General features: G+C 33.2%; 3 protein-coding genes. All 3 read left to right on the forward strand.

Translation table 11 applies throughout. The features are described from left to right. The first annotated feature begins 137 nt into the window (after positions 1 to 137). Positions 138 to 764: a hypothetical protein gene (locus tag H1A14_RS22960; RefSeq protein ID WP_194778656.1), complete on the forward strand. Its 627-nt coding sequence runs from the start codon at positions 138 to 140 to the stop codon at positions 762 to 764. A gap of 219 nt (positions 765 to 983) precedes the next feature. Beyond that, positions 984 to 1,382 (forward strand): hypothetical protein, encoded by a 399-nt coding sequence (locus H1A14_RS22965; protein WP_194778657.1) that lies wholly within the window; start codon positions 984 to 986, stop codon positions 1,380 to 1,382. A 79-nt stretch (positions 1,383 to 1,461) separates the two neighbouring features. Beyond that, the coding region (locus H1A14_RS22970; RefSeq protein ID WP_194778658.1) for a DKNYY domain-containing protein at positions 1,462 to 2,328 on the forward strand (867 nt) is incomplete at its 3' end.

Below are 2,328 nucleotides of genomic sequence, written 5' to 3' on the forward strand. Positions count from 1 at the left end.
AAATACATATGCCATGCAGGGGTTTGGTGTTGCCATTTACATGCAATCAACTAATTTAGTATATCAACGTGGACAGTGACGTGTTTCAAAAAATCCTGCACTTCATATGTACCAACGTTGGCGAAAATTAAAACACCGTGAAGAAGATCCTGTCAATCCTATTTTGTATCATAACCACAAATTCATATTCCCAAGGTTTTGACCAGAATATCGAGCAAAGGGCAATAAATTTTCTTGCTGATTCTATTTTAAAAAGTGAAAAACATGTAAGGATTTTTAGATTTGATGGAAGAATCGATAAAGGTTATTTTGATACCGAATCAACAATCATCTCAATGTGGGGACTACCATTTTGTAAGCAAAGTGAAGATAGGCAGAGAGAAGAAGCAGGTCTTACAAGAAGTGGAATAGATTGGAATAAAGAAGGGGTAAAGTTGGAAAAGCAATTAAGATCCTTATCACAAGATTCTACAACCAACTACGAAGAAGTAAGATTAGAAGTACCAAAAGGAATAAAAAAAGTATCAGCTTTTAAAAATAGGAAGGACAAGGTTCACCCTAAAAATCGATGGAATAGGTGGAGAAATCCAGTGTTTGGATTGGCTCATGACCTTTATGTTTTTAGTGCTATTGAGTTTGAAGATATATTCTTGGTTACAATCAATTCAAATGAAGTCAATGGTTCGACAGGAATCATTTATCATATAATACTTAATAAAAATGGAGATGTAAAAGATTGGTGTAGAACGACATATATAAGTTGAAACTGATTTGTTTTAATCATACTAATTCATTCAAAATTTGAAATTAAAAATAAACTTTCGCTAACATCACCTTGGAAACAGCGGGCGGTTCAGAGTAAATTGAAAGGTTGCTATCTTTAAGAAGTTAGGAGTAGGCTGGAAAAGAAGTGGCCCGAATGCCTGCCTAGCGTCAGACAAGCCCGCCGTCTCCAGGCTGAATCCCGTTGGCATTAATGTAAAATGAACCCAGACATCAATATAGAAACGAAAGTTATTGAGAATTATATCGTCAAGAGTAAGAGAGAACGGTATTTAAATTTTATCAAGAAACCCAAGACCAGAAAAAAATTCACAGACGAATTGGCTCATTTCAGTTCCCAACTTGACAATTTCGAAGAAATAAAAACAAGTGAATGGGATGTAATCAATGAAAAACTCAAGAGAATCAAATCAACTCAAGATTGTTATGTGATTTCCGAAAACAGCGAAATTGACGGAAAGAGAATGAAAATCGATAATGCCCTAACAGAGACAATTGGAATGGGGATGGGGACTTTGATCGTCTTTGGAAACGCTGACTTGGTATTCTATGAAGGTGAAGGGCCAAGTGACAGATGGATAAAAGATCTGAAGAAATAAAAACACTAATGCCAACAGCGTATATAGCTTATGGCGGGATTATCGTAAATTCGGGTTTTGACTTCTCATGGAGATTATCTTGGAAAGAAAGGATTTCGCTTCGGAAGCCGCTAAAAGCCATATGCGCAAACCCTTAGTTGTTTTAAAACGAATGCAGAACTTTGAACTAATATCATTTTCGAAAGAAATACCAAGAAAATTTAAGTTGATAAATTGGGTTATTCTGATTCCAATACTTTTTTGGCCATTGATGTTTTATATGTCAATTTTCTTTTTTGATGACCCGAACGCAAATCCGATGCTAGTTTGGTTTCTTTTTTTCGGAGTAAATTTATACCCGCTTTATTTGATTCTTTTTTTCGAACTGAACGCTAGACTTTATAAAAAATATAATCTTGCAGGATATATACTGCCAATATTAATGATTTGTAGCCTTTCTTATTTTTTTATTGACCAATATAATTCAAGCCGGAAGTTTAAAAGTGACAGAATATTAGAGAATCAAAAAAGAAAAGAAGCAGGATATATTGGATTTTGTGATACATATAAAATTAAAGATAATACTGTATCTTATCGAGACACTATCTTCAATGCAGACCCATTGACTTTTGAATATTTAGGTTGTCATTATGGAAAGGATAATGAAACAGCATTTAAAGGAAAAGAACGGATTAAAAATAGTCATTCTGAAACATTTAAAATAGTTGATTCACGATGGCAAAAAGATAAAAATAGATTTTACTATCAAGGACAATCACTACAAAATATTGACTATGAAACTTTTGAAATATTAGATTTAGGTTATTCGAAAGATAAATACAGAGTGTATTACAAAACTACTGTTATTGAAGACGCTGAATCTAAAACTTTTACAATCAATCGAATGAATGGAATCGGAACAGATAGACAAAATGAATTTAAAAACGGGAAAAAAATAACAACCACT

It is taken from the genome of Pararhodonellum marinum, from assembly GCF_015354735.1.
GTDB classification, from domain to species: domain Bacteria; phylum Bacteroidota; class Bacteroidia; order Cytophagales; family Cyclobacteriaceae; genus Pararhodonellum; species Pararhodonellum marinum.

What these genes read in the sequence shown, in the direction of transcription:
- H1A14_RS22965 (WP_194778657.1), top strand. Translation starts at nt 984, where the DNA reads ATGAACCCAGACATCAATATAGAAACGAAAGTTATTGAGAATTATATC.